Here is a 19,422-nt window from a genome sequence, read left to right as displayed (position 1 = left end):
ACAACCTCCAATAAGAATGTTTGTTCGCTTTTTATACCTTTCAGTATATACGAACAAACGTTTCTGTCAATCGTTTTTTCGAACCTATGTTTGTACTGTCAGGAAAATCATGCTATAATCTACTTAAAATCGACGTTTTGAGGTGCGAAATATGACGAAGCTATCAAAAAGGCAGCTTGATATCCTGCGTTTTATTAAAGAAGAGGTAAAAACGAAAGGATATCCGCCTTCTGTAAGAGAGATAGGAGAAGCAGTAGGACTGGCTTCCAGTTCAACCGTGCACGGCCATTTGGCGCGGCTGGAGACAAAAGGCCTGATCAGACGGGACCCTACTAAACCGAGAGCGATTGAGGTATTGGATGAAGAAGAAGTCCAAATTCCGAAAAGCCAGGTCGTAAACGTTCCGGTCATCGGGAAAGTGACGGCGGGTATTCCGATTACGGCTGTTGAAAATATCGACGAGTATTTTCCGCTTCCTGACCGGATGGTTCCTCCGGGCGAACATGTCTTTATGTTAGAAATCATGGGAGAAAGTATGATTGACGCCGGCATTTTTGACAAAGATTACGTCATCGTCAAACAGCAGAACACGGCCAATAACGGAGAAATCGTCGTAGCTATGACCGAAGATGATGAAGCGACGGTTAAGCGCTTCTATAAAGAAGACAATTATGTGCGGCTGCAGCCGGAAAATCCGACGATGGAGCCGATTATCCTGCAAAACGTAAGCATTTTGGGGAAAGTTATCGGCGTATTCAGAGCCGTACATTAATTCTATTAAACTTCATTTATCGTAAAAAACCCCTTACAGAGGGGTTTTTTTGCATAAAAAAAGCAGATTCGCCCTGGCTTAAGAAACGAATCTGCTAAGGAGGAAAAACTTACATTCTTATTATCCGACATCACACTTTTGAAGTCAACTAATAATGTTTCCCTAGAGAAACTTTTCATCCATTTTTCAACTTTGTATATTTGTGCGTGATGAATTTGTTTTTGTTTATCTTTTCTTTTGGGAGGGCGATCAAAAATTTATATATGAATATTTAGTACATAGTACAATAGGTTATATTTAAATATAAAAAAACCCGCTGCCTTTAGCGAGTACCTATTTTCAATCAAAATGATAATATTCTACACCGTATAACCCTTTAATATAGGCGGGGCCACAGACGTTTGAAGAACTTTCAACCAGAATTCTGTATTTGTGATACGGATCAATTGATTTTTTATCCTGGGCACTAAGGTTTAACCAGCTGCCGCTGTAGTTTTTAGAGCTTAATGTATAAAAATTTCCGTTCAGCGCCATCCGCTGGAGTTTCATGCTCAAACCGCACGAAGAGTTGTTCATTATGGTGAACTTATATCCTAAAAAGTAATCGTCGGCAGCTACAGCCCCAGGATTTTCAATATGAAACTCTTTTGCATTTCCCTCCAAAGTGAAGCTTGTTTTTGATCCGAATTCAGTGGTAGCCGCTTTAGCTGAGTGTATTCCGCTAAAACATAATAAAAAAACAGCAATACAAATCCAGTATTTTTTCATTTGCATCCCCCTTTTTACATATTTTAACTTGTGAATCCTGTGATGTCTATTCACATTTTATTAAAACGTATACTTTATAACCACTATATACCAGTTTAAAAATTTGCGGATTGCTTACAATGAAGACTAAACGAAATAACGAAGGTGGTTCAAATGAAACACGTAATTGCTTTCGCTTCTAAAACGGCGCTCACACTTGCTTTACTGTACATTGTTCTGGATCTTATGTACCAAGTAACCTTTTTAAACGTTCTGTTTATTACAGTGATCTTAAGTTTAATTACTTATTTTGCGGGTGATTGCATGATTCTGCCGAGAACAAGCAATTTCACAGCCGTTGCAGCTGATTTCGGAATTTCATTCATTGTATTATGGATATTCCTTATGAACATTGGCGGATTTAATGTCTCGCCTGCCGCGGCATCGGTTATCTCTGCACTTTGCATTTCTGTTTTCGAGGCATTTTTTCACCGGTATTTGCAGCAATATGTACTTCCCGAAGATTATCAGGACACAACAGAGACGGATAGCACGCTATGGAGCTATCAAACCGAGGCGTCTGAAGAATTAGTGCCGGAAAAAGACCCTCAGGAAAAAACATAAAAAGGAGGCAATCGCCTCCTTCTCTTTTTATTTTTGCTTCTGATCGTCCAGCGGCAGCTGCAGCAGCGAGTCTGTGCCTGTCGCTTTCGGCGTTTTTCCGTCCCATTTTTCAATCCATTTATATTTGATCATTTCATCGGACATTGATTTCTTTATGATTTGGTTGTAATCAGCGATCCCTTCCGCTTCAATTTTTTTCTTTTTCGCTTCGGCTTCGGCTATTTTAATTTCAGTTTGTGTCCGTTCAAGTTCCTGTGAAGACTTCACCCTTGCATCGATAGCTTCCTGTGTGGCTTTATCCGGCTTCGGTACGCCAAGCGTGAGATCATCAATTAAAAATCCAAGACTCTTCATATCATCAGCAAATCTCTTTTGAACATCGGCAGCGGCTTCTGCAGATTTTTGCCCGTATGTGTCAATAACCGAGTATTTGCTGATTGATTTTCGCGCCGCATCCCACAGCCTTGTTTTTAAATATGTATTTTCAATCGTTTCAACGTTTACCGCGCCGAATTTGTTAAACAGATCGACTACTTTATCAGGCTGCACGACATAGTTGTAAGCGATATCCATTTCTATATTTTTACCGTCTGAGGTTGCCACTTTTATATTTTCATTATTCACTGTCTGCATACGCACCGGATATTCCGTTACTTTATTAAATAAACCGACTAAGTGCCAGCCTTGGTCCAATGTGTCGGATTTTACCCCGCCATTCGGTGAGTATACAACCCCGACATAACCGTTCGGTATTTTTTCAATGAATAGTGACGCTGTAACGCCCGCAATTAAAAGGGCTGCACCTATAATCACACCGCCGAGAATTTTTTTTGTGTTTCCGCGCTTATTTTCGCTCATGCTGATCTTCTTCCTCCCATGACTTTTTGAATTTTTTGGCTCTGCTTCCCACTTGTTTAAAGATTGGACTAAGCATCAGCCATAAACCGAATCCGATGATGACAAGAAGAATGATAGACCCGATCATCACTTTCATTTGCCCACCTCTTTTCTTTCATCCTGTCAATTATGTATACGATCTTAAGAACTTAAAGTTTCATAAATTTCAAAAGAAAAAGCCCCGCCGACAAAATAGGCGTGCTTATTCATAATTGTCACTGATAAAATCAGAAATCGTTTTTGTGAATTGATAAAAGGTCCCGTTTTGTGTGGATGCTCTGCTTTTCAGCGTAAAAGTGTCAAATAGTGATTTTCTGAAGCCGGTGCTCATTTCGATTTGAATACTCAATCCGGATGAAGATTGATTGGCAAGGTTGTTCGGACTGACGCCTGCATATTTATCATTTATGCCAAGAAGAACGGCAGGATACCCGTGCCGTTTCAGCACATCGGTCAAAAGTTCGGCCCGTTCTCTGTCTGTACCGCCGATTTTTATCTTTTTATCATCACTGCCGTAACCGTGCAATGAAATGACATTAGAGTGCTCTTTCACCATTTGCACGGCCTTAGGTTCATCGAAATGCGAACTTGTCAAATGCAGAGCCGCATTACCGGCTGATTTTAACCCTTCAAATAAATATAAACTCCGGTTTTCGGCAATTTCTCTGGCTAACTCACTGGACCCCGGCTCTATGCCTCCGCCGTGTATAGCTAATATGAGGACAGAAGGGTTATGCTCTCGCGTTGAAATGGAAAAATCGGAAGGATTTTCATTCAACTTTAATTCCTCGAAACTGCCGTAAATATCTGAAGCGGCATTAGCCCGAAAGAACGGCAGAAGCAAAAACGGTAAAATCAAAACTAAAATTCCTTTTTTGGTTATTGATGGCATTTGTATGTTTATGTTACAATACAAATGCTTCAGCCTTTGAAGCGAACGGCAGAACAGGGTGACTTTGGACGGTTTCTTCTGCTCTGCCTCTTTGCCAGCTGCTTTATGGTCTACTCTTCTAACCCTTTTTGCCATAACATCATCCTTTCTTTTGTTTACACTTTTGTCACAATATTATATACGTTGGACAAAACCTCCGTTCATCTTGAAGAATAAAAACATCAAAACAACTTCTATCCTTTAACCTAAAAAAGTCTTTCTGTTCAAAGAGACGGAAGGCTTAAATATTTGCTCTTGGCATAGACGGTTACGGAGCGGCCGCTTATTTCGAAGTCAAATTCGAACGTGACGTATGATTTCCCAATTCAAGAATCCCCGAAACAAATTGAATGTAACTGCTGTTTCCATAAAAAAAGACTGCTGTTAAGCAGTCTTTTTTCGTTTTATTTCGTGCCTGTTGATCCCAGTCCACCGCGGTCATTGTTCCCGAGCTTGTCTACTTCGATCAGCTCCACTTCAGGCATTTTCTTCATGATTCTGAATTGGCAGATCCGCTCCCCCTTGGAAATGTCGGTATCCCGAAGCGCGAATGCAGGAAAAAACCAGAAGTCATTGTCGCCTTTATATGATTCATCAATGACTCCCATTGAATTTGTCTGAATGATACCGAAATGCTTATATGTACTTGAACGCGGAACGACATGGGCCTCATATCCTTCCGGCAGTTCCATCGCAACTCCAAGCGGGATAAGTTTGAATTCACCTTTTTTGATTGTGATATCTTCAGCTGCCCGCAGATCAATCCAATCGCCCTGTTCAATTTTACTGATTCTCGTTTGCGTATCATCTGAATATTTAATTTTGATTTTTAAAGTCATGTTCGCTGCTCCTTTTGCTTCCCTATTTCAGTCGTATTGATGACCAATCCGTGCCCCATTATACCATTTAACTGATAAGAATGTTGATTTTGGTGTATATGCAGCCGAAGAGGAAGCACGGCGAAGTCAATGAGAATAAACCTAAAATGAGGGCCCTTCCTATCAGTTTTTTCCTCCATTTTCACATGACAGCTTCAATTACAATAATGCAAAGCTTTATATCCGTTCTTTCAACAGAGCTTTTTTTAAATTTCACCTTGGTTTCAAAAGGAATTTCGTTCTGAATAAAGAATTTGAAGAATAAGCGCTTTAAAGGGCGCGCGACTCTTTTCTGTCCCCTGCCTCAGGCGCTTATATCAAAAGAAAGAGGTGTCTTTAGAATGGTTCAATTTAAAAACTTTCCTGATCCGTCTTTAAACGCCCCATTGCAGTCTCGCCCTGCACATCCCTCTGAATTGGAGCATCTCAAAGCAAGGATGCAGAATTTTATTAAGCATTCCGCAACGGATGATAATCTTGAGATCGCAGATGCCCGGGTGACGGCGGAAGGAATGGTCACCTCACTTTTAAAAGAACGGCTTGATACAGAATACGAAATGCTTATGAATAAAATCACCCGGGAAGTGAATGTGGAGGACTACGGAGCGGTCCCTGACGGCCGGGACAATACGGAAGCCTTTCGGAGAGCGATCGGGAACGGCCGGGTCAAAGTAAATGTCCCCGCAGGAGAATTTTTGGTTCAAGGGATAAAACTCCCCTCATGGACTACCATTTCCGGTGAGGGACAAGGGATTACCGTGCTTAAGCTTCATGAGGACACTCCCGCATACGAATGGGTCATTACTAACGATGATTACGATAATGGAAACCGTAATATTTTTGTCCAGAACATGACTTTAGACTGGAATCCTGATCGTCAATGCGGGGTCAGGAACCCCGGAGGACAGTTTTCCAGCTGTTTAACGTTTGCTAATGTGCAATACGGCTGGATTAAGAATGTTGAAACGGTTAACGCGGGTCTCCATGGTATTGATATTACATCTCCGACTTACGATCATTTGCCTGAAACAGAATGGACGAAAGACGGCTGCCGATATATATGGATTGATAACTGTGTGGCATACGGCGCCGGAGACGACGGCATTACCACCCATTACAGCGAGTATATTTTCATTTCCAACTGCCATTCCGGAAACCCCCGCGGCACAGAGCATGCTGAGGGCAGCGCAAACTCGAACGGCATTGAAATTGACGACGGCTCTAAACATGTATGGCTTTTAAATAACTATACGAGCGGAAATATCCGCGGGATTGAGGTAAAGGCGCACAGCCTGTGGCCGGCTTCTCAAAATGTTCATATTATCGGTCATGTTTCGTATCGTGATGTACGTTCATTTGATATTCGTCATATCGGCCATCATCAGGCCTCAGACCCCGAAAGCACGACGGCTTATGATGTTACTTTAACCGATTGCACCGCGATTGAACCGGTATTCAATGCTCTCTATGACGGTGTGACCCCGAGGGCGCTGGTCATCTCTGCCTATAAAAACGTTAATGTAAACGGATTCACAGCTATTGGTGATCCCTCATACGACTATGGCGGGAATCCAGTCGTGGCTCTTCAATACCGCAGTCAAAATATTACGATTAACGGCATTAAAATACGCGGCTTTACACAAGCCGGTGTTGACATCAATATATCCGGCGGATCAAATAAAACCGATTATGTTAAAATTTCAAATTTTGATATATACAAGTCTTCTCCTAAAGGCATCTCAATCGGCGGAGGCCAATATAACGTAAATATTATGAACGGTACGATGATCGGAGACGGCGGTTCGGTCGGAATTACGTCCCCTAACAGTCAGGCCGTCATTCTCGGGGTGCAAGCGGAAGGTTACAGCGCGGCCGCATCTATAAAAGGACAGACTTATGAGCAGATCCCCGTCAATTTAAAGGGAGGCGCACAGCTCGCGACCAGCTCCGGTTTTGCATTCAACCCGACAAGCGCCGTTATTGCGGGAACAGGCGATATTACGGCCAGAGGTGACAGAAATGCGATCATCAGCTCTTCCGGAGGTTCAAGTTCTGAAGGTTCAAGGGCATTTATCGCCGCTTCAAACAATGTCCATATAACGGGCAGCAAAGTCTCCAGAACGATTCTGTCATCAGAAAGCATTACATTGGAAGAACCATACACGGTTGCCGGAGGGCATCAGTCCATCAAATGGAAACTGGATTCAGCGGGCGGCCACGGTACGTTCGCCGGAGCTGTCACCTCTTCCCTGTCAGGGTATGGAGAATATTTTGAAAGTGTAACCGGCCAGACAATTCCCGCCGGGACGATCGTCACAGTGAAAGGCGAAAAAATTGAATTGGCTCACGTCGGAGATTACATGCTCGGCGTCATTTCAGAAACAGCCGCTTTTATCTCAGGAGCCGCAAGCTTCGGATGGCAAAGCCGCTTTTTGACAAACGAGTTCGGCGGTTTCATATACGAAAATGTGACTGACGAAGAAACAGGAGAAACGGTACGCGTGCCGAAACAAAACCCAGACTGCAGTCCGGCTCTTGAAGCTGACTATGAAGCACGCGCGGCCAGAGACGAATGGCACATTGTCGGACTCAACGGCCGGCATTACGTACGGGTCGACGGTACGGTCAGCCCGGGAGATTATATCACGGCTCATAACGGAATCGGGACTAAAGCCGCAGAAGGCTGGAAGGTATTGAAACTGACAGCCTTATACAGTTCTGAAAAAGGGTACGGCATTGCAATTGCGGTTATCAAATAGGGACTCAATATCAGGATCATCTCCTCTCTTTTCTATCGGGCGGGTATGATCCTGTTTTTTATACCGAATGAGATGCCTCTTTTTCAGCATACCGTTTCATTTGTCCAAGCCATCCATGCTTTCTGTCATAGAATACTACCGTCAGATGAAAAAAGGAGGAATATGAGTATGGATATGGGTATGGATATGGACATGAACGGACATTATGATCACCACCCAAAGCAGCCTAAACAAAAAAAGAAGAAACAAGATAAAAAGCATCTTGATTATGATTACATCGTTGTTTATAAAAGAAAATGCAAAAAATGCAAAAAATGCTGCTAACTTGACATATCAACACTTTTTACACCCGGTAAACTCCGGGTGTTTTTCTTATTATGGCGTTTCTCCGGGCTATTTTCACCCAAAATCCGGTCATCCTGTCACAATACATAAAAAGACTCTATTATTTTCTTCCCTTTTCGCCTAATTAAAAGGTTTTCATTTACAGAAAACAACACAAATAGAATGACATGACTTTTGAGAAAATCTACTCTTTGCTTGGTCAATTTTTCTGCGATACCATGAATTTGCAACAATTTTTAAAAATTTCCTCAGGAGGTCATAGCCATGAAAATCGCCAGAACGGTAGTCGGATCATGCTTAGCTTTATCTCTAACAATTCCTTTCACAGCCAGTGCCTCAGCAGCCAGTCAGTCTGAACACGCAAACGCGCCTCACGTTTCACCCGTTGCAAATCCGTTAGAAAGTAAATTATCCCAAACAGCAGACCAAAACGTAAAAGCAGCGGGTGTTGATGCCGGGCTGAACGTAAACGTAGATGTTCTCGGAATCTCAGATCGCATTGCTGAAGCAGTTAAGTCAGATCAAAACCGAACCGGCTGGGTAAAAAATGTCATGGAAACAACATTTTACGCATCAGGACAGAAGTACAACGTCATGGTGTTCAATTTAAATCAAGAATATGAAGACCGCTTTAACGGCGTTCAGTTTTACGGATCAGCCGTTTATGACGGCATTACTTACGGAATCTGGGTCTTCGAAGACGGGTCCTTCGATAACAAAGGGGACGGGGGCTGGATCAATTGGGCATTCAGAGGGTGGTTCGATCGTGATAATCAGCATATTGAATTCCACAGACCTTAATACGGAGAAAACTTGCGGCAGCGCCCGCAAGTTTTTATTTTGATAACGGGATACTGCACATTTTTCACCGTTATAACGACTATACTTGAAGTGCGGGCTCCGATCGCAGCCCCGGTAAAGTCTTTCAAAGTGAGGGTATGCCATGTCAAAGTCTTTAAAAATAATGTTGTGGAGCATATTGGTGTTCATCATCTTGTTAGTGATTATCGGAATCGTTTCTTACAATCAAACACCGTCTGCAGAAAGCGCAGCGGAAAGAATGCTTTACAGCGTCTAATCAATGTTAAGCCTTCATCGGCTTTTTTTATTTACCGCAGAACACTTGAAGCTCTTCTATTAGATCGTTAACGTTCCCATTCGGAATGGAGTATACGCGTGTATCATCAGGCAATCCGTTTTGATACATGGTTCCGATTATGCCCTTCGCATCTTTTTTCTCGATTCCTCATCACATTCCCTTTTTTCTTGCTGCTGCTCTTGAAACCAACCAAAAGGTTCCAATCCTAATAGCTTGTTACTTTTTCATTTTAAAAAAAACGAGCAAACTGCGCATCCTCTTCGCAACTTCTCAATGTATGAGCATATCCGTTTCTATTACAGGAAGCAGTACGATTCCTCCTTTTACTCATTTTAACGGATGGTCATGTAAAGGAAATATAGACTAAAACCCTTTTTTCAAAAAGTAAACTAGCATCCCTATCAAACTTTTCATTTCGGCATAATATGTATTAATCCTCTTTAGGAGGTGAGATTATATGGGATTCTCAGGTGGTTATGGTAGCTCCTTTGCGTTAATCGTGGTGCTATTCATTTTATTAATCATCGTTGGGGCTTCTTTCCTCGGCGGTTATTAAGAATCCTCTTACCTCCGCATCCATGTCAGCAGCACCTCCATGATCGTACGGCGCCATAAATGAAATGTTTATGGCGCTCTGCTGTTTTTCCCCTTTTCATTCACACATTAAAACTAAAAAGATCGGCCGATGTATCAACATGCAGCCGATCAGTAATTCACAAATTATTGTGTAAGGTTTACATCGATGACGTTATAGAAGGCATTGGAAGTATCCGCAACGTCCCATACCCCTAAAATGACATGATACCCGCTTCGATCAGTCGGCACAAAAATCTTATGAGTCAAATTCGTATCTGCCTTGGAACCGTCGTGGTTTACCGTTCCGATTAATTCGAATTCATCTCTTGACAAAGGTTTATTCGGATTCCAGTTTTTCTTGGTGATATAATAGTGCCACTTTGATGTCGCATGAGGGGCCGTGTAGTACCAAGTAAAGGTGTTAAAACCGCCGCGGATGTTTTGTTTTACCCAATAATCTGCAGTCTGCTTGTCTAAACCGAAGTCAATTTGTCCCGATCCCCCATTTGCAGATGCAATTCTTCCATCCGGCGGACCTGCAGCCGGAAATCCTTTCGGCCCTTCTACAGACTGAGGATTATCAATGACGGAGCCATATTTCTGGGCAGCGGCCGTCCAGCCCAATGTTTGTTTCTCTAATGCTCCCATGTACGCTCTGCTGACGGGCTCTTTTATATACCCGTGCGCAGATGCATCACTTGAATAGAAAGCGCCTCCAATACCAAGAGTAACAGTTAAAACTGCAGCTTTGACTAAACCCTTCATCACTTCATCATCCTCCCTCTTTTGTTAATAAAAACCTTTCGGTATATACACTTCACGATGGAGGATGAAATGACCTTCCTTTTCTTGATAGGAAAAAGCAATGAGGTTCGCGCTTTCCCCTTTGTTTTTTATAATCATAAAGAAAAAGCCGGGCCGATTCTGTTGTCGAATCCGCGATTGCCAAAAACCGGCCCGCCCCTTTTGCTCAGAACTTCATTCGCTGGATTTGCCGGTTTCTTTTCGGATAACCGGTGCTACTTCCGCTGCTAATCGTTCGATGTTTTCCGCGGCTTTTTTAAACGGCATACCTCCTATATCGATTTGCGCGAGAAATCGCTGATGTCCGAATAACTCGTATTGATGCATGATTTTTTCAATGATCTGCTGTGAGCTTCCCACAAATAAAGCTGTTTCTTTTCCGGACGCCCGTTCAAAATCTTCCTTCGTTAAAGGCTCATCGATCCCGTGATATGAATGAACATGAGACCAGTAATTTGAATGATACGGGTAAAATTCTTGTATTGCCTGTTCATTCGTTTTTGAAATGAACATATGTCCGGTTACGGCAACCTTCACATTTTCCGGAGGATGACCGGCTTTAGAAGCCGCTTCCCGGTATTTGTCAACAAGCGGCTTAGATGACACCGGATCACCGCTCAGTACAGCTAATGCTAAACCCGCACCTGCACGCCCGGCCCGTTCTGCGCTTTCCGGAGTCCCCGAAACACCTAACCATAGCGGAATGCTTCCGCGAAAAGGCCGAGGAGAAATTTCTGCCTCGCGCAGCGGCGGCCGGTAACGTCCTTTCCAGGTAACCGATTCTTCCCCGGAATTTAATTTTAAAAAAAGGTCAATGTGTTCTTCAAACAGTTCTTTATAATGGCCTACGTCATAACCGAAAAGAGGAAACGAGTCTAAAAATGCGCCCCGTCCCGCAATGATTTCCGCCCGGCCGTCTGAAATCAGATCAAGCGTTGCAAAATCCTCAAATAAACGGACGGGATCTGCGGTGGATAATACAGTCGTGGCACTGGTCAGCTTAATATTTTCAGTGATCTGTGAAATCGCTGATAAGATGGCCGGCGGCGAAGATACCGCATAATCAAGACGATGATGCTCGCCTACACCGAATACATCAAGCCCTGCGTCGTCAGCCAATTTCGCCAGCTTCATCAATTCATCTATCCGCTGCTTTGCGCTGACTGTTTTCCCTGTCAGAGGATCGGGATATAATTCTGCAAATGAATAAATTCCAATTTCCATACAATCACGGTGTTCAGCCCTCACATTTCTCTCCTCCTGCACTGTGTAAAATAGCTTTTATGTTATTCTATTCAGCCGTTTTACAAATAGGAATTCGTTCAAAATAAATACAGTAGCTTAACATGCAGAAGGCCGGTATGAGAGGAAAAAAAGTTTCCGGCGCCCTTCAATTCTGCCCATTACACTCATGCAGCCCGACTAGGCAAGAACAAAGCCGGCACAAGCGGATTCGAATTCATGTGTTCATTTTCAGTCCAATTCAATCCAATCGTGATATTGATCATAAAGCTTTCGTATTCTTCCGGCATCAAGAGCAATGACTTCACACCCTCTGTCATCATACAGGAAGAAAATAATATCTTTTGTCATATTCACAAAGAAAACATCAGGATACCCAACGGAACAGCCCCCGAACCTTGGCTTCAGCGGAAAATCTTCGTGGACGGCTGCCTTAAGTAATTGGGGGATACGCAGATCTTTCCGTTTACATAATAAAGAAAACTGCTGCATTTCATATTCTTCTTCGACCGGGCATTGACAGGTCTTCACTTGAATCCGATATAAATCATCCTTACACTTCAGAAACGGCTGATAAACCTTTAATTTTCTCGCGTGATTACCTTGAGATTTGTGCTTATACACGTTGGCAACAAGGAACATGTCATCGCTATGTTCAAACAGCTCATTGAAAAGTGCGGCGGTTTGATGATGAACAAGCTGAAAATACTCAAGATTCAAAGCACCGCTTTCATTAAATTGATACATATTGCCGCCGAGAGAAAAATGAATTCCAACGTCCCATTGATGATAAATGCCGGGCACTAATTTTAAAGTCGGAAACCTTTCCTTCAGATAATCATTTATTTTCATACAAACATCTCACTTTCCGTTTCCCGCTCCAGAAGCAGAAGGAGCCGAGAACATTCCGCTTTTTTCTTTTTCACCCTTGTAATATTATTCCGATTGGAATACAATGAAATAGAACACTGTGAACCCCATTGATCAGGGTGGATGCTGGTCACATTCATCCTGATCCTTTCTTTTACACAAGATCGCCCCAACTTTGAACCCCTCCGTTTCCAACCTTATTCATTGATATTACATATATTTCAATGGTATTATTTTCTTATACATAAGCATCAAGAGGTGTCCGCTTTGAACAACATCAGAAGATTAAGAGAATATTTCCGGTCTCACCGTAAAATAAGTCTGGCTGCAGACTTGCTTACGGCTGTATTGCTTATCTCATTATCCATTCTTTTTAACGGACGCCGGCAGGGAGCTTTTAATGGTTTCTTTATGTATGTCTTAGTAAGTAATTTTATCGGCTCCAATGCCTCTTTTATCGACTTCAGCAAATCGAGGAAAAACAGACAAAAATAAAGGCTCCGCGTCAAAAAGAGGGTTATACCGCCCTCTTTTTATTCTTTCAGTCATACCAATGCGTTCTTTTCAGGTTGAATTTTTCTGAATAGGACTCATGATCGGTTTTCCATACTGCTTCAACAGTGATTTCATGACCGATCACTTCATTTTCCGGCATATATTCAAACGTCTGAATATGGTCTTCTCCCGTTCCGCCGCCTTCTAATTTCTCTCCGGTGTATTCTGAAAGATGATAGTCTTTATCTTCACCATATTTCCGGCCGTCAACAAATAATGTTAATCTCTTAATCACCGTGTTCTTTTCATTCACTTTATTACCTCTGTAATACAAATTCAAGAAATAGTTAGGGCCGATAGAGGTCTTGCCTGATTTTTCGATTGACGCTTCCCACGTCTTGCTTTGGCTATAGCCGATATATTTGACTTTTTCTCCTGAAATTAAAGAAAACAGTGCACATCCGGCTGCTATTATGAGAACAGTGATAATAACCAGCAATGTTTTAATGACTTTACGTTTTTTCATGACATCCCGCCTTTATCATTTAGAACGTATGAATATTAGAATTGTTACATTTAATTTGAAAGAATAATAAAAAGGGATTCTAATCCCAGGAATAAAAAAATACTAAGAAGATCATATTCCCCTTAGCCTCACATCCCAGATTGCCATGCAATAATGATAAAAGTCGTCCAAAAAGTTGTGACTAAAATAAGCATAACGGTTACAATCATTAAAATGAGACAACTTATTGTTAGAATTGAGTCTTTGTTTTTGTTAAGAATCAGAGTAACCACTGATCCTGCAGCAAATAGATACGACAAAACCGCACCGACCCAATACCACAACATAGAGTCATTGCTCCAGTAAGCCATTGACTGCATATAAATACTGAATATAAATCCTGACAATGCTAATAGAAACGAAACTAAATTTGATTTCAAGTTAGAGTTCCTTTCTTCATAAGTTTTATTATTAGGAACGGTCATACATCTGATAACACCTTTTATGCGATATGCTTCGCCGCTTTGTCTGCATATTTTAATTCCTATTTCGTTTTTAAATATGTTTACTAAAACAGAAATGATATAAAGTTCACCTGAAACGCCGATTTAAAATTAAATAGATGTTTTATACGCGTGAATTGCTTGATTTCTCAATTGTAAGAGTTATTTAGACCTTCCATAGCATTCACCCTCTCTCAAATTTTACAACGTTACTATAAATGATTTTCATTTTTTCCAAGCCCTTCAACTTGAATCTCATTTGAAGGAAGTTCGTTCATTGTAATTTCAATGTCTATCACTACCCTGTTTTGCCCAAGTATAGCATCATATTTGTATATGTTTGCTTCACCTTTGTATAACAAATTCCTTCCGCCTTTGGCTTTAATGACGGTTGAATTTGAGCCCATAAAGGGGCCTTTAAAATGTAACGGAAGAATCTGAAGACTGAAGCTTCAGCAGCTTCTGTATCAAAGTGACAGCTAGTGCAAGTATTACACACCTAAGCATTTTTCAATTCTGTAACTACCTGGTATTATTTCTCACGTTATTTATCGGTAATTCTATTGATAAATTCAACTCAAATACAAAAAGAACCTGTCTCTAACAAGGTTCTTTTCGTTTTGGTAACTGTATATTGTTTTTAACGACATATAAATGGAACTAGTGTATAATGTTTTCTGAATATTAGGCGTTTACGCTCAAGGGAGTCTTGCTCATCCCCTATGGAAAGGAGGTGATGCTTATGTCAACATTTCAGGCATTAATGTGAATGCTTGCATTCGGGTCGATTATAATCGCCCTGTTGACGTATATAAATAAAAAATAGACCTCCCTTGAGCCTGGAAACTTAAAGGGTTGGGCAACTTTTTGTACAGAGCCGGGGTGCTGCCAACACCCTGGTCTTTTTATTATGCATTTCTTATTAAAGAAATACACTGTACCATGGAACCATTGAAATGATTTGCAATACTTTTGTTTATTGGATATCACCGTTATTTTATTTAGAGCCGAGAAGAAGCTTTAATGTATCAATGTGCTTCAACACTTTCCAAATACTTTTCATGTTGTCTTTCTAAAACATTAATATCCTTTTTAATGATCTCAACTTTATATTCTTCTTTAACTTCCTCAGATAAGTTATCGTTTAAATAGCGCCGTAATTCTTCTTCACTTTTTGTTTTATCCATACCAATTGATATGACTGGGTCTGTTTCTCCAATCCCAAAGCTAAATAAGTCAAATTCATCCCATGCGCTTTCTAATACTTCCTCAGTGGATTTTTGATGTTTAAAAGAATGTGTAACTGCGCCATACATGAACACAGAAAAACAAACAATGATCAAGACCCCAATTAATTTCTTTTTCATTGTCTCCTCCTTTCATTTCAAGAATACCACAAAATACAATACATGGAAAAAACAATTCCTCAACCAACAGTATCCTATTTCATTACGGGTTGGTTTTGAGAGAATAAATGCTAATCCGCATCTTAAATAACGATCCAATTAGATTAGTTTAAGTTACCGTCTATCACCGTTTGTGAAACTAACCTCCCACACATTCACCATAATTCTCGGGAATTTTATTTTAATACTTTAAGGAGTTTTACATATTCACCATATTCATCTTCACCAAGAAATAATACGGTTGTAAAGCCCTTCTTTTCATATAGATGTCTTGCGTTTAAGTTATCTGTATCTACACCAAGTGTTATTTCCTCAAATCCAAGTTGTTTAGCATAATCAATCAAATAATCAACAATAATACCGCCTATCCCGCAATTTCGATATCCTTCTTTAACAATCATACGAGATAGATAAATGCGTTTATCCGGAATGGTATAATCTGGGTCATCATTTTGAAAAACTAACGATCCTTCTCCTATAAACTCGTCATTCACTGAGTAAATAAAAGTAATTCTGTTTCCGCTTACTAATTCGTCATAAAACACCTTAGCCATTTTCTTTTTCTTTTCCATGTCCCAAATATTATTACACTTATGGTATTCTTCGGGTTTTAATTTCTTTATTTGGTACGAATCCATAACCTCTCTCCCTTTTTATAATTAGTTTCTATCGAAAATAAAAAAGCTCTTTTTCTGAGAGCTTAACTTTGCAATACTTTTCCTAAAAATAAAAGCTAATTGTCCTTACCAAAGAGCAATTTTCCAAAATCATTGTCTAAAATCTCAATTTCCACATCACTCCCATGTTCATTAGTTTCAATTGGTTCATCTACTAAACTTAGAATAAACTCTTCAAAAGAGTTGGCAATAAGGAAAAAGTCTTTATCGGGGTGACTTAATTCATGATCCCAAAACAATATCTTTTCATTATCGATATCCATGCATATTTCATTCCCACCTGCCGAGCTTGCTATAGGAATAATATTTCTAGGAAAGCGATCAGAATATGTATCGATTGCTTTCTGAAGACTGCTATGATCGTTCGCTAAACCATAAAAACCCTCTAACAATTGTGTATCATCTCCCTTACCCATCCAAGGATCTTTCTCTATAGGTTTGTAGCAAACGTCATACTCAATCTCATCTGTTGTTTTTTTACTTTCTAAATAACAGCCTCCATATCCCTTCAAAAAATCCTTATAGTCGGAAGGCAATTGATTACCTAAATTTCTTTCAATTTCTTTGAGCTGCTCGTTTGTATTAATGCTAGGATCTGTGCCAGCATTAATCGTAAACTCTTTCAACTTTTGTTTGATCTTAGTGAAGCTCATTTTAATACTCCTTCATATGCTATGGAAAAACAGATATAGACCTTCTTTTTAGTTTTAATCGTCCCAGTCCTCATCATCGATCCAGTCGTCTTTCGATTCTTCAAGCTCTTCTATTAAAAACTCTTGGAATGTCCTAGCAACTTGTTTACCATATCCCTCTTGGTTATCCCAAAGAATGACTGGGCATTCTCCATCTATCATCTTGTTAGTGTCAAGACAATAAGAAAATTCATCTACATATTCGATCACTACAAGACCATCGGAAAGGTTATAATATTTTTTATATTCATTGGTCTGCTCGACAACTTCAGCGCCGTGAGAGTCATATCCGAGAATCATTGTTCCGTATGCTCCCCCTGAACCATACTCAGTTAAAAACCATTTATAGCTGTCTGGAAGAGTTACATTGAGATCCTCTTCTATTTCTCTAATCTGATCTTCAGTGACTCCCCCCGTGAGAATTGAATTTTCTTTATTTTCATCAAAGAAAGTTTTTATTTTCGAATAATCCATTAAACTTTCACCTCTTATTCTTGATTCTCAAATTGCTGAGCTCTCCATCTCCAATACCTTCTTCTGAAACTTTTATATTGTTTATCAAGCACAGGAGCATTTCTAAAACTCTGTCCATTCCCTTTTAATCCATGCAAAACATCACTGTACTTATTATGCCAGCTTTCAGGTATCTCCAGCATAGTACCAGGCTCTTCTTGAATTAAGTGATGTAAATTTATTTGCGTGCCATCTTTAGCAAAAGGAGCATTACCATTTTTCATCAGTTGAAGATTCGTAAAGCCTTTACGATTTTTTTGATTAAGGTCAATATCTTTCATTGTGTATACTCTACGGCTTACATCTCTAGGCTCTCCTTTAACTTTTACCTTGCCGTCTATTTCATAGGCCTCATACTTCTCTTTATTTAACCAAGGGACATTTACTTTCTGACCAGTAAATGGCTTTCTGCTTTCATCCAATTTCTTTGCATTGGACAAAAGTCCATTTTTAAGGTTTTGGCTGTTAACCACATTGTATGGTACGTTATCAGCCAGAGCAAGATCATACTTAGAGTTATAAGGAAGCAAATCTGAAATCTTAATGTCCTTAATTTTCTGACCTGCCTGTCCTGCCTTGTTTATGACCTTCCCCGCCGCATCAGCTTTGTTAACGGCTCCTGCGCCTTTTGTTCCGACGACAGCCACAGCCACTGAACCGACCGCATATGTCACCCATCTTGATCTGGAAAACGCATCTCCATTTACCATATCCTTTTGATATGATTCCTCAATAGCTGTTGAAATGGAATTATACGTGTTAATCGGATGAGCAACTGCCCCTATGATACCTTCAACAACTTCATCAGGCTTGCTGATCAGCTGCCATAAACCTGTTACCGTGTCTTTCCCGACATCATAAAGGCCGACACCAGCTCCTTTTAAAATATCCCAAGTCACTTCTCCGGCTTCTTCCATCTGTTTTGCTTGTTCAAGCTGAATGACATATTGCTGTTGGGAAGGTTCAAGGTTTTCATAGCCGATCTTCTTCGCCATTTCCAAATATTCATCCGGATCGGTGACACCAGCGGCCAGCTTTTTCTTCAGATCCTTGATTTCCCGCTCCTTCGCTTCTTCCTTTTTAATCGTCAAATAATCATCCGAATGTCTTGCAATCTCGCCTTTTTTCTTATGTATGTCACTTTCCCTGTATGCCTTGGCGTTATAGTGAAGCGGAGTGGCGTTTTTTCCTTGGCCTGTTGCGTTTTGGAGCTGCTGAAAATCTGCCTGAATGAAATGTTCGTTTGCCTCGGTTTCTGCGTATTCTTTCGTTAGATCGTGATCAAGCTTGCCGAGCTTATGTACAGTATCGTCCCGTTTTTTGTCTGCTGATTCCAGCTTTTGATCGACATCTTCTGTCGAGAAAACTTCTAGATGAATGATATCGCTGATTTCATCAAGGATACCTTTCATTTCATTGCGCTGCTCCTGCATGATGGCTTGTGATGTATTCTTCGCATGAATCAGCTCATGTTCTAAAAATGACTCTTCCACAAACGAATCAGCTAATCCGGCATCAGCCACTTTTCCTGAAATACTGTTAAGAAACGCAATCTTCATATCGATCAGATTAAGCCAGCTGTCTGTGACACCGGCGTGGTCTTGAAAAAAGGCTTTGATGTTATCAGCACCTTTACCTGAAAACTCACTGTCGTCTAGATCAGCCATTCCCTGAAACGCTTTTCTGAGATTGATAAATTGTTCTCTAATCTGATCGTATTCTTTTGCTCGTTTCTCCGCTGCTGAAATGAACGAGGATGCTTCAAATACCTTCATTTACGTCTCCTTTCCGCTTCTTTCTGTCTAAATTTTACCATAGGATATAATGCCTGAAGAACTTCTTTTTTGTTGCGTTGAACTTTCTCCGTTCATAAAAATAACCATCAAACTGATGTTTTCTCCCGCAAGTCAAATCGGGGAAAATGCATCGGCTGATGGTTATAAAGAATATGGATCCCAGTCTTAAATGCAGGGAAGTGAGATAACGAATACACCTAGATGCCTTCATATGTGACAACCCAATATTATTCATGCCAAAAACAGCTAACAGCGCAGTAAAGGCATTACAGAATTCATTTCCCTCGAAGT

General features: G+C 40.7%; 23 protein-coding genes and 1 pseudogene. 8 read left to right on the top strand and 16 right to left on the bottom strand.

The genetic code is table 11. The features are described from left to right. Nucleotides 1–151: 151 nt before the first annotated feature. Entirely contained in the window at nucleotides 152–772 is a 621-nt protein-coding gene (gene lexA / locus NYE38_RS09195) for a transcriptional repressor LexA (RefSeq protein ID WP_007611720.1), read from the top strand. A 339-nt stretch (nucleotides 773–1,111) separates the two neighbouring features. Here lexA and NYE38_RS09190 read toward each other — a convergent pair whose 3' ends face one another. Then, nucleotides 1,112–1,540 (bottom strand): hypothetical protein, encoded by a 429-nt coding sequence (locus NYE38_RS09190; RefSeq protein WP_014418016.1) that lies wholly within the window; start codon nucleotides 1,538–1,540, stop codon nucleotides 1,112–1,114. A gap of 153 nt (nucleotides 1,541–1,693) precedes the next feature. On the opposite strand from NYE38_RS09190, the gene NYE38_RS09185 reads away from it, so the two are divergent. Next, nucleotides 1,694–2,143, top strand: coding sequence for a YndM family protein (locus NYE38_RS09185; protein ID WP_017417873.1), 450 nt, complete (start codon nucleotides 1,694–1,696; stop codon nucleotides 2,141–2,143). 27 nt (nucleotides 2,144–2,170) lie between these two features. Here the strand turns inward: NYE38_RS09185 and NYE38_RS09180 are convergent, their stop codons facing one another. The 4 genes from NYE38_RS09180 to NYE38_RS09165 form a co-directional block, all read right to left on the bottom strand. Beyond that, complete coding sequence (locus tag NYE38_RS09180; protein WP_014418014.1) at nucleotides 2,171–3,001, bottom strand: prohibitin family protein; 831 nt, start codon at nucleotides 2,999–3,001, stop codon at nucleotides 2,171–2,173. Further along, nucleotides 2,988–3,137 carry a hypothetical protein gene (locus NYE38_RS09175; RefSeq protein ID WP_014418013.1) on the bottom strand — a complete coding sequence of 50 codons (150 nt, stop codon included), beginning with the start codon at nucleotides 3,135–3,137 and terminating at the stop codon, nucleotides 2,988–2,990. The genes NYE38_RS09180 and NYE38_RS09175 overlap by 14 nt, the downstream gene beginning before the upstream one ends. 105 nt (nucleotides 3,138–3,242) lie before the next feature. After that, entirely contained in the window at nucleotides 3,243–4,067 is an 825-nt protein-coding gene (locus NYE38_RS09170; protein WP_017417872.1) for a poly-gamma-glutamate hydrolase family protein, read from the bottom strand. Between the two features lie 308 nt (nucleotides 4,068–4,375). After that, nucleotides 4,376–4,810, bottom strand: coding sequence for a dUTP diphosphatase (locus NYE38_RS09165; RefSeq protein ID WP_017417871.1), 435 nt, complete (start codon nucleotides 4,808–4,810; stop codon nucleotides 4,376–4,378). A gap of 380 nt (nucleotides 4,811–5,190) precedes the next feature. On the opposite strand from NYE38_RS09165, the gene NYE38_RS09160 reads away from it, so the two are divergent. From NYE38_RS09160 to NYE38_RS09145, 4 genes are all read left to right on the top strand, one after another. After that, nucleotides 5,191–7,608 (top strand): peptidase G2 autoproteolytic cleavage domain-containing protein, encoded by a 2,418-nt coding sequence (locus tag NYE38_RS09160; protein WP_025650143.1) that lies wholly within the window; start codon nucleotides 5,191–5,193, stop codon nucleotides 7,606–7,608. 168 nt (nucleotides 7,609–7,776) lie between these two features. After that, the gene (locus NYE38_RS09155; protein ID WP_164512107.1) at nucleotides 7,777–7,932 is read left to right on the top strand and encodes a hypothetical protein; all 156 of its coding nucleotides are present in this window, start codon (nucleotides 7,777–7,779) and stop codon (nucleotides 7,930–7,932) included. Between the two features lie 285 nt (nucleotides 7,933–8,217). Continuing rightward, the gene (locus NYE38_RS09150; protein ID WP_007611706.1) at nucleotides 8,218–8,754 is read left to right on the top strand and encodes a hypothetical protein; all 537 of its coding nucleotides are present in this window, start codon (nucleotides 8,218–8,220) and stop codon (nucleotides 8,752–8,754) included. 755 nt (nucleotides 8,755–9,509) lie between these two features. Further along, the gene (locus NYE38_RS09145) at nucleotides 9,510–9,608 is read left to right on the top strand and encodes a YjcZ family sporulation protein (protein ID WP_003154022.1); all 99 of its coding nucleotides are present in this window, start codon (nucleotides 9,510–9,512) and stop codon (nucleotides 9,606–9,608) included. A 164-nt stretch (nucleotides 9,609–9,772) separates the two neighbouring features. Here the strand turns inward: NYE38_RS09145 and NYE38_RS09140 are convergent, their stop codons facing one another. The 3 genes from NYE38_RS09140 to NYE38_RS09130 all read right to left on the bottom strand — a co-directional run bounded on the left by NYE38_RS09140 (nucleotide 9,773) and on the right by NYE38_RS09130 (nucleotide 12,526). Continuing rightward, entirely contained in the window at nucleotides 9,773–10,393 is a 621-nt protein-coding gene (locus tag NYE38_RS09140) for a lytic polysaccharide monooxygenase (protein ID WP_003154023.1), read from the bottom strand. A 213-nt stretch (nucleotides 10,394–10,606) separates the two neighbouring features. Next, nucleotides 10,607–11,680, bottom strand: coding sequence for an LLM class flavin-dependent oxidoreductase (locus NYE38_RS09135; RefSeq protein ID WP_014418008.1), 1,074 nt, complete (start codon nucleotides 11,678–11,680; stop codon nucleotides 10,607–10,609). A gap of 225 nt (nucleotides 11,681–11,905) precedes the next feature. Beyond that, nucleotides 11,906–12,526, bottom strand: coding sequence for a DUF3885 domain-containing protein (locus NYE38_RS09130; protein WP_017417864.1), 621 nt, complete (start codon nucleotides 12,524–12,526; stop codon nucleotides 11,906–11,908). A 285-nt stretch (nucleotides 12,527–12,811) separates the two neighbouring features. Between NYE38_RS09130 and NYE38_RS09125 the strand changes: the two genes are divergently transcribed. Next, a complete protein-coding gene (locus NYE38_RS09125; RefSeq protein WP_017417862.1) occupies nucleotides 12,812–13,039 on the top strand; it encodes a hypothetical protein in 228 nt (75 codons plus the stop codon). A 46-nt stretch (nucleotides 13,040–13,085) separates the two neighbouring features. Here the strand turns inward: NYE38_RS09125 and NYE38_RS09120 are convergent, their stop codons facing one another. The 3 genes from NYE38_RS09120 to NYE38_RS09110 form a co-directional block, all read right to left on the bottom strand. Next, nucleotides 13,086–13,565 carry a DUF4944 domain-containing protein gene (locus NYE38_RS09120; RefSeq protein WP_014418006.1) on the bottom strand — a complete coding sequence of 160 codons (480 nt, stop codon included), beginning with the start codon at nucleotides 13,563–13,565 and terminating at the stop codon, nucleotides 13,086–13,088. 128 nt (nucleotides 13,566–13,693) lie between these two features. Beyond that, nucleotides 13,694–14,029 carry a DUF3902 family protein gene (locus tag NYE38_RS09115; protein ID WP_017417861.1) on the bottom strand — a complete coding sequence of 112 codons (336 nt, stop codon included), beginning with the start codon at nucleotides 14,027–14,029 and terminating at the stop codon, nucleotides 13,694–13,696. Nucleotides 14,030–14,259: 230 nt separating this feature from the next. Further along, nucleotides 14,260–14,409 (bottom strand): hypothetical protein, encoded by a 150-nt coding sequence (locus NYE38_RS09110; RefSeq protein ID WP_223257613.1) that lies wholly within the window; start codon nucleotides 14,407–14,409, stop codon nucleotides 14,260–14,262. A 380-nt stretch (nucleotides 14,410–14,789) separates the two neighbouring features. On the opposite strand from NYE38_RS09110, the pseudogene NYE38_RS09105 reads away from it, so the two are divergent. Further along, nucleotides 14,790–14,873: pseudogene (locus NYE38_RS09105) on the top strand (putative holin-like toxin). A gap of 202 nt (nucleotides 14,874–15,075) precedes the next feature. Here the strand turns inward: NYE38_RS09105 and NYE38_RS09100 are convergent. The 5 genes from NYE38_RS09100 to NYE38_RS09080 all read right to left on the bottom strand — a co-directional run bounded on the left by NYE38_RS09100 (nucleotide 15,076) and on the right by NYE38_RS09080 (nucleotide 19,110). Continuing rightward, complete coding sequence (locus NYE38_RS09100) at nucleotides 15,076–15,414, bottom strand: hypothetical protein (protein ID WP_017417859.1); 339 nt, start codon at nucleotides 15,412–15,414, stop codon at nucleotides 15,076–15,078. A gap of 215 nt (nucleotides 15,415–15,629) precedes the next feature. Continuing rightward, entirely contained in the window at nucleotides 15,630–16,091 is a 462-nt protein-coding gene (locus tag NYE38_RS09095) for a GNAT family N-acetyltransferase (protein ID WP_017417858.1), read from the bottom strand. Nucleotides 16,092–16,186: 95 nt separating this feature from the next. After that, the gene (locus tag NYE38_RS09090; protein WP_017417857.1) at nucleotides 16,187–16,783 is read right to left on the bottom strand and encodes an SMI1/KNR4 family protein; all 597 of its coding nucleotides are present in this window, start codon (nucleotides 16,781–16,783) and stop codon (nucleotides 16,187–16,189) included. Nucleotides 16,784–16,837: 54 nt separating this feature from the next. Then, complete coding sequence (locus tag NYE38_RS09085; protein ID WP_017417856.1) at nucleotides 16,838–17,296, bottom strand: SMI1/KNR4 family protein; 459 nt, start codon at nucleotides 17,294–17,296, stop codon at nucleotides 16,838–16,840. Between the two features lie 14 nt (nucleotides 17,297–17,310). Then, a complete protein-coding gene (locus NYE38_RS09080; RefSeq protein WP_340802759.1) occupies nucleotides 17,311–19,110 on the bottom strand; it encodes a T7SS effector LXG polymorphic toxin in 1,800 nt (599 codons plus the stop codon). Nucleotides 19,111–19,422 lie beyond the last annotated feature (312 nt).

The organism is Bacillus sp. EU63 (genome assembly GCF_038592915.1).
Lineage (GTDB): Bacteria > Bacillota > Bacilli > Bacillales > Bacillaceae > Bacillus > Bacillus velezensis.
This window is presented reverse-complemented; position numbering and strand designations above follow the sequence as displayed.

Excerpts from the sequence above, each read along its gene's own strand:
- lexA (WP_007611720.1), top strand. The coding sequence starts at position 152 with ATGACGAAGCTATCAAAAAGGCAGCTTGATATCCTGCGTTTTATTAAA.
- NYE38_RS09190 (WP_014418016.1), bottom strand. The coding sequence starts at position 1,540 with ATGAAAAAATACTGGATTTGTATTGCTGTTTTTTTATTATGTTTTAGC.
- NYE38_RS09185 (WP_017417873.1), top strand. The coding sequence starts at position 1,694 with ATGAAACACGTAATTGCTTTCGCTTCTAAAACGGCGCTCACACTTGCT.
- NYE38_RS09180 (WP_014418014.1), bottom strand. The coding sequence starts at position 3,001 with ATGAGCGAAAATAAGCGCGGAAACACAAAAAAAATTCTCGGCGGTGTG.
- NYE38_RS09175 (WP_014418013.1), bottom strand. The coding sequence starts at position 3,137 with ATGAAAGTGATGATCGGGTCTATCATTCTTCTTGTCATCATCGGATTC.
- NYE38_RS09170 (WP_017417872.1), bottom strand. The coding sequence starts at position 4,067 with ATGGCAAAAAGGGTTAGAAGAGTAGACCATAAAGCAGCTGGCAAAGAG.
- NYE38_RS09165 (WP_017417871.1), bottom strand. The coding sequence starts at position 4,810 with ATGACTTTAAAAATCAAAATTAAATATTCAGATGATACGCAAACGAGA.
- NYE38_RS09160 (WP_025650143.1), top strand. The coding sequence starts at position 5,191 with ATGGTTCAATTTAAAAACTTTCCTGATCCGTCTTTAAACGCCCCATTG.
- NYE38_RS09155 (WP_164512107.1), top strand. The coding sequence starts at position 7,777 with ATGGATATGGGTATGGATATGGACATGAACGGACATTATGATCACCAC.
- NYE38_RS09150 (WP_007611706.1), top strand. The coding sequence starts at position 8,218 with ATGAAAATCGCCAGAACGGTAGTCGGATCATGCTTAGCTTTATCTCTA.
- NYE38_RS09145 (WP_003154022.1), top strand. The coding sequence starts at position 9,510 with ATGGGATTCTCAGGTGGTTATGGTAGCTCCTTTGCGTTAATCGTGGTG.
- NYE38_RS09140 (WP_003154023.1), bottom strand. The coding sequence starts at position 10,393 with ATGAAGGGTTTAGTCAAAGCTGCAGTTTTAACTGTTACTCTTGGTATT.
- NYE38_RS09130 (WP_017417864.1), bottom strand. The coding sequence starts at position 12,526 with ATGAAAATAAATGATTATCTGAAGGAAAGGTTTCCGACTTTAAAATTA.
- NYE38_RS09120 (WP_014418006.1), bottom strand. The coding sequence starts at position 13,565 with ATGAAAAAACGTAAAGTCATTAAAACATTGCTGGTTATTATCACTGTT.
- NYE38_RS09115 (WP_017417861.1), bottom strand. The coding sequence starts at position 14,029 with ATGACCGTTCCTAATAATAAAACTTATGAAGAAAGGAACTCTAACTTG.
- NYE38_RS09100 (WP_017417859.1), bottom strand. The coding sequence starts at position 15,414 with ATGAAAAAGAAATTAATTGGGGTCTTGATCATTGTTTGTTTTTCTGTG.
- NYE38_RS09095 (WP_017417858.1), bottom strand. The coding sequence starts at position 16,091 with ATGGATTCGTACCAAATAAAGAAATTAAAACCCGAAGAATACCATAAG.
- NYE38_RS09090 (WP_017417857.1), bottom strand. The coding sequence starts at position 16,783 with ATGAGCTTCACTAAGATCAAACAAAAGTTGAAAGAGTTTACGATTAAT.
- NYE38_RS09085 (WP_017417856.1), bottom strand. The coding sequence starts at position 17,296 with ATGGATTATTCGAAAATAAAAACTTTCTTTGATGAAAATAAAGAAAAT.
- NYE38_RS09080 (WP_340802759.1), bottom strand. The coding sequence starts at position 19,110 with ATGAAGGTATTTGAAGCATCCTCGTTCATTTCAGCAGCGGAGAAACGA.